Origin of the sequence: Collimonas sp. OK607 (assembly GCF_900111995.1) — a bacterium.
Classification (GTDB): domain Bacteria; phylum Pseudomonadota; class Gammaproteobacteria; order Burkholderiales; family Burkholderiaceae_D; genus Collimonas.
Genome location: NZ_FOKF01000081.1, coordinates 1 through 5,779 on the forward strand (window position 1 = coordinate 1; position 5,779 = coordinate 5,779).

Sequence of the window (5,779 nt, forward strand, 5' to 3'; positions counted from 1 at the left end):
GACGACAAGCCCAAAGGGTTCTTCTATCTCGATCACCGTACGGTGGACGCCAAGCACGCCATCATCACCGATACCTATGTGACGCCGGCGTCCGTACACGACAGCCAGCCGTATCTGGCGCGACTGGACCGGCAGCGAGAACGCTTCGGCTTTACCGTCGGGGCGGTCGGCCTGGATGCCGGCTACTTCACGCCGATGGTATGCCAAGGATTGGCCGATCGCGACATTGCCGGGGTCATGGGGTACCGCACGCCCAATCACAAGCCAGGGACATTCTACAAACGCCAGTACCACTATGACGCGTATCGCGACGAATATATTTGCCCGCAAGGTCAGGCGCTGCCCTACAGCACGACCAACCGGGTTGGCTATCGGGAGTACAAATCCAATCCAGAGATCTGCCGGCGATGCACCGTGCGCACACAATGCACCAACAGCGCCAATGCGGTGAAGGTCGTCGTGCGGCACGTGTGGGAGCGCGCCAAAGAACGCGTCGACGCCAGACGGCTTACCGAGTGGGGCAAGCGTATTTATGCCCGGCGCAAGGAAACGGTGGAGCGCAGTTTCGCCGATGCTAAGCAGCTACATGGCCATCGCTACGCAAAGATGCGTGGCTTGCGCAAGCTCGCCGAGCAGTGTCTGTTGGGGGCTGCTTGCCAGAATATGAAGAAGATCGCGCTGCTGCTGGCGCGGCTTTTAGCTTCTTTAAACGGTCATTTCGACCGCACATACGCCTTGAGACGCCATTTCCTCTTGCATGACGCCTTCCTCTGCCGATCGCCTGTTTTTTAGTGTCGCGGCGCAATTCGACGTACAAAAAATAAAACCCACCAAAAAATGGTGGGTTCGTCAGCAACCTGAACCCACTCTCTGAGTGGGTTTTGTGTTGCTCGCCGCTGAATTGCTTTGAAGCGATTGTGGGCCTAAACTAAGCGCTCGCGAACGCGAGGAACTTCGGCATGGCCAGCCGGCCGCACATCCGCTAACTCTAACGTCGCCACGCCAATCGTATCGTCTTCCAAGGTCATGAACCCAACTTCATAAGCTTGGCTATTCTTGTTGACGCGGACGACAAAGCCTACGTCGCCTGGCTCCAACCTGAGGTCGGGCAGACTCTTGGCCAGCACGTGAACTCCGCATTTGTGTTAACCAACCGGCAGGGACGCGTAGCTCGATTCGAAGAGTTTGTTCCGGTCTAGCAAGTCGAGCCGCTGGTAACAATAAAGTTGCCAAAATAGTTGCCATTCGTAAGCGTGCTACGGCGCCACGTTGCAGATTGAATTTTCTGCCGATTGGGATCTGAGCGGGAGCAATTCATCAATACGGCTGTAGGGCCAAGCCGGCAGTTTTTTCTAGCGTATCCTTGAGCCATGCATACGGCTCCAAACCATTGAGTTTGGCGGTAGCTAGCAGTGTCTGGACAGCGGCGGCACGACAGCCAGCACGTTCTGATCCCGTAAAGAGCCAGTTGCGGCGACCCAGGGTAATAGGCCTGATGATATTTTCGGCCGGATTGTTATCGATTGGGAGATCCCCTCTATCGATATAACGGATCAGTGCTGGCCAGCGCTTCAGGCTGTAGTCAATGGCATTGGCCAGACCGGTGCCCTTAGCCGTCTTTAATCGCTGAGCGGTCAACCATTCGTGCAACGCTTTGAGCCGTGGCCGGGCTTCTTGCTGGCGTAGCGCGAGTCGAGCGGCCGCATCATCATGGTGCCCCTGGGCTTCGACGGCATATAACTGGCCGATACGCAGCAACGCCTCTTCCGCCACAGGATGACCGCCCGCAGCGTGAAGATCAAAGAATTTTCTCCTGCAATGGGCAAGACAAGCAAGCTCGGTCACGCCTTCCCGGAAGGACGCTTTGTAGCCGCAGAAATCATCCACCATCAAATAACCTCGCCAATCCTGCAAGAAATTACGTGCATGAGCACCGCTGCGACTGGTTTGGTAGTCAAACACGACGATCCGCGGGGCATCCTCCAGATCGTTGCTACGATAGGCCCACATGTAGGCCCGCTTGGTCTTCCCTTTGCCTGGATCGAGCTGTTGCACTGGCGTTTCATCGGCATGCAGGACTTTGCCTTGCCTGAGCAACTCGGCGAGCCTATCAACCAGCGGTTGCAAACTGACGCCAAGTTGACCTACCCATTGCGCTAGAGTGGAACGGGCAATCCGTACACCGTGGCGCTCGCTGATCTTCTCGATGCGATACAAGGGCAGATGATCCAGGTATTTCTGGATCAATACCCACGCATGGAGACCTGGCGCAGCCAGACCACCATCAATGATGGCCGCCGGCACCGGCGCGGCAGTGATGGTCTCGCAGGTGCGGCAGGTATATTGCGGACGAATATGGCGATGGACAAAGAAACGGGCCGGCTCAACGTCGAGTTGTTCGCTAATGTCTTCACCGATCTTGACCAGATCATGGCCACATTCCCCACACGTACAGGATTCCGGTTCGTGCCGATGTTCAATGCGGGGCAATTCAGGTGGCAGCGGATTGCGGCCGGGACGGTTGTGCTGACGCGGTGCAGCAGCAGGTTTCTGCTGCTCCAGTTCGGCGACGATGGCGGCACCATCTTCGTCGCCGGTATCGATAAACAGATCACGCTGTTCGCTCGTCAGGATTTCACTCTTGCAGCCGAAGCGGATGCGTTTGTGGTGCGCCAGTTCGAGGGTGAGTTTCTGTATCTTCAGTTCACGCCGTTTGAGTTCTGCATCGCGTTCGACTAGCTGCAATTGCAGTGCTGAGATCTGCGCCCGGACCTGATCAGGGAGTGCCGGATCGGGTGATTGATGGGCCAGTTCAGCGGTGGAATTCATGGTGTAAATTATATCATTTACACCATTCTTATTCTTTATATATATCGACCTTCAAGGCATTTTTTACTTCATCAAACCTGTCAATGTGCGTGCGGCTTTGCCTGCAAGCGACACCAGTCGACGCCGGCAGTCAGCCACTGCCACTCGGCTTCGCTGAGGATGCAAGTGACGTCATCAATTCTCGGCCAGGTGAAGCGCCCCTGATGCAAGCGTCGCACACACAGCCAGACCCCGGTGCCATCCCACATCAGCAGCTTGATGCGATTGCCGTTACGATTGCTAAAGGCGTAGGCTGTGCCGTCGCAAGGAGAGCGCCCCAGCGCCTGCTGTATTTTTAACGATAAGCCATCAATGCCAAGACGCATATCAACCGGCTCGACGGCAAGCCAGATTTGCTCCGGCCGGATCATCGTAGAATCTCGCGCAACCACTGCGCGCAGGCTGCTGCTTGAGACGTGGGCCAGGTGACTTGAAAGACGGTTTGTTGGCGTCGGATTTCGATCTGGATGTCGCCAGAGGGTGGAACATCGGGCACTTGCAATGTGATAGGAACCAAAGTCGTTGGCGGGCAGTTCGCTGGTTCAATGCGCGGCTCGATACTCGTGTTTGCAGTTACGCCGGCCAGTTGCTGATCTCGATACGCCTTGACCCACCCGCGCAAAAAATTGGCATTAAGCCGATTGGCTAACGCAACCGAAGCAATCGACACTCCGGGCTGTAAGCAAGCGGCAATAACTTCGGCCTTGAACTCTGCCGAATGTCTACGGTGGGCGCGGGATGGGGCTGGGGTAAATTCAGTAGTCTTCATGTGTACATCTGTCCATCGAAATTATCGTGGACACATGTTCACCTCCAGGCGCAGCGTCAGCAATGTGGCACGGCTGGACGCTTACTGCCATTCTGAGTCGTCCGCAGATCGAACATCAACAGACAGTCCGATATCAAGTGCATCGGCTGCGCTAATCATCTGTCCATGCGTAGGCCAGCGTGCTGGATCGAGCAAGTCCGCTGCGATCTTTGTGATGTTTCCTGTCTTTGAGCGAAACATGCCTCGGCGCAATTGGTCTTCTGCAATCGTGCGGGCTCGCCGCATGACCGTCTCAAAGTGCTTAACACGAGTCGGATCTAGCTTGCTTAGCATCATGTTGACGTTTGACGAAAGGGAAATTAAAGAACATAAAAGGGCGATTGGTCAAGTGTCCGGAGTGGGGCGAGGCTGTGCGAAAATGCATCGGGTTAGCAAACTATTTCTCGATACAAACGTCAAATCGATATTGCATATCTGACTGGGGCTTCGATGAAACGCTTTGTCCAGGGAACGGACGCACGCAGAGCATCCTGCTACCAGAGCAGCTCGAAGATTACGTCAGTGAAGATAACCCGGTCCGAATCATCGATGTCTTTGTCGACTCGCTTGATCTTGGATCGCTGGGTTTTGGCGGCGCGAAGCCAGCACAGACCGGACGGCCGTCTTATCATCCCAACGTGCTACTGAAGATTTATATCTACGGTTACCTCAACCGTGTCCAGTCAAGCCGGCGCCTGGAACGCGAAGCACAACGTAACATCGAAGTCATATGGCTGACGAGTCGCCTGACGCCGGATTTCAAGACTATTGCCGACTTCCGAAAGAACAACGGGCCGGCGATCAGCACGGTCTGTCGTCAGTTTGTTCTGATGTGTTGCAATCTCGATCTGTTTGCCAATACCGATACTGCCATCGATGGCAGCAAGTTCAAGGCGGTCAACCTGTATGCAATGGACTTGCGTTATGCAGTGCATCGCACGACGTCGCTGAACTGCATCCACTCACGCAACACGCTCGACTGGGGACGTACATTGTCGGCGAAGTGAGACCTATTCGCTCGGTACTTCTGACTGGCGTCAATAGCAATCTCCCTGGGACAACGCGTGCCATGATCACGTCAGGTGTCTATGACGACAATCAAGCATTCGTGGTGATTTCGAAAGGTAGCGCGATGAACGGCCGCTACAACAATGGGGTCATTGTTGGTCAAGAGCGACTACTCATCGGGATGGCGCGACTGGTGCTCAATGATGGAACGTGGATGTCGTCAATACCTATAATCAGGCCGAGCCTGGCATATCCTTTAGCCGGCGCCGTTGCGGTTGGTTCGTCAAAGGGCTTAACGATATCTCCACTTGTTAGCCTTCAAGACTATTTTCTCCATCACAGACCCTACAAAAACTAAATTTTCGACAAATCCAGTTTTGAAAATATTCCAGCATACGTTTCGGCTTCGTGGTCAGTCACCTTCTTCGCAGCAGCAAGCACTTCCACCAAATTGATGTCCCCCATCACTGTCAAATATACAATTGCCCGCGACAGGACCGAGAGTGATTTCACATTAGATAAGCCCATCATTCCAACAAACTCGGAAAAAATCTTGTACTCTGCTTCATTGACGTTAAAACGGACCATCCGTCGTTTGGCCCGGCTTTGTGAATCCCGGCGTTCTTTAGTAAATAGGGCAGGCTCAATTTCCCGGAGATCAGTTTTGACCCGTTGGCAGGACTGGTATGAGATATTCTTGCCAAATTTCGCAGCAATCTCCATTCGGGCGAGTCGACATCCTCATTAATAATGTGGGCGGAACGATCTGGGCAAAACCCTATCAGGAATATGAAGAAGCGCAAATTGAAGCGGAAATTCGCCGCTCTTTGTTCCCGACGTTATGGTGCTGTCGTGCTGCATTGCCTGGCATGATCGCGCAAAGGTGTGGCGTCATCGTCAATATATCCTCCATCGCGACGCGCGGAATTAATCGCATTCCCTATTCAGCAGCGAAAGGTGGTGTCAATGCGCTCACCGCCAGTCTCGCATTTGAACATGCGCAGGATGGCATCCGTGTCAATGCAGTAGCGACGGGAGGGACAGAAGCCCCACCCAGGAAAATACCTCGTAATTCCGATAAGCAGACTAAAGAAG

The 5,779-nt window shown here is 54.2% G+C and carries 6 protein-coding genes and 3 pseudogenes; 4 read left to right on the plus strand and 5 right to left on the minus strand.

The window, feature by feature from the left end:
- A partial coding sequence (locus tag BM029_RS25360) for a transposase (protein ID WP_244545221.1) occupies positions 1–792 on the plus strand: 792 nt, incomplete at its 5' end.
- Positions 793–923: 131 nt separating this feature from the next.
- Here BM029_RS25360 and BM029_RS25365 read toward each other — a convergent pair.
- From BM029_RS25365 to BM029_RS25380, 4 genes and pseudogenes are all read right to left on the minus strand, one after another.
- The gene (locus BM029_RS25365) at positions 924–1,127 is read right to left on the minus strand and encodes a DUF4926 domain-containing protein (protein ID WP_092440811.1); all 204 of its coding nucleotides are present in this window, start codon (positions 1,125–1,127) and stop codon (positions 924–926) included.
- A gap of 129 nt (positions 1,128–1,256) precedes the next feature.
- Positions 1,257–2,829: pseudogene (locus BM029_RS25370) on the minus strand (IS66 family transposase).
- Between the two features lie 80 nt (positions 2,830–2,909).
- Entirely contained in the window at positions 2,910–3,239 is a 330-nt protein-coding gene (gene tnpB / locus BM029_RS25375) for an IS66 family insertion sequence element accessory protein TnpB (RefSeq protein WP_092440813.1), read from the minus strand.
- Entirely contained in the window at positions 3,236–3,637 is a 402-nt protein-coding gene (locus tag BM029_RS25380) for a transposase (protein ID WP_092440815.1), read from the minus strand. The genes tnpB and BM029_RS25380 overlap by 4 nt, the downstream gene beginning before the upstream one ends.
- Before the next feature lie 489 nt (positions 3,638–4,126).
- Between BM029_RS25380 and BM029_RS25390 the strand changes: the two are divergent.
- Positions 4,127–4,578 (plus strand): annotated as a pseudogene (locus BM029_RS25390) (transposase); the annotation flags it as partial.
- Between the two features lie 101 nt (positions 4,579–4,679).
- Complete coding sequence (locus tag BM029_RS26685) at positions 4,680–5,042, plus strand: TrbI/VirB10 family protein (protein ID WP_170851231.1); 363 nt, start codon at positions 4,680–4,682, stop codon at positions 5,040–5,042.
- Here BM029_RS26685 and BM029_RS25400 read toward each other — a convergent pair.
- Positions 5,039–5,407, minus strand: a complete 369-nt coding sequence (locus tag BM029_RS25400; RefSeq protein WP_092440819.1) for a hypothetical protein — start codon at positions 5,405–5,407, stop codon at positions 5,039–5,041. The two genes, BM029_RS26685 and BM029_RS25400, sit on opposite strands and share 4 nt — an antisense overlap.
- Between BM029_RS25400 and BM029_RS25405 the strand changes: the two are divergent.
- Positions 5,407–5,779, plus strand: a pseudogene (locus tag BM029_RS25405) (SDR family NAD(P)-dependent oxidoreductase); the annotation flags it as partial. The gene BM029_RS25400 and the pseudogene BM029_RS25405 overlap by 1 nt on opposite strands.

Coding starts and splice junctions, on each gene's coding strand:
- tnpB (WP_092440813.1), bottom strand. CDS start 3,239: ATGATCCGGCCGGAGCAAATCTGGCTTGCCGTCGAGCCGGTTGATATG.
- BM029_RS25380 (WP_092440815.1), bottom strand. CDS start 3,637: ATGAAGACTACTGAATTTACCCCAGCCCCATCCCGCGCCCACCGTAGA.
- BM029_RS25400 (WP_092440819.1), bottom strand. CDS start 5,407: ATGGAGATTGCTGCGAAATTTGGCAAGAATATCTCATACCAGTCCTGC.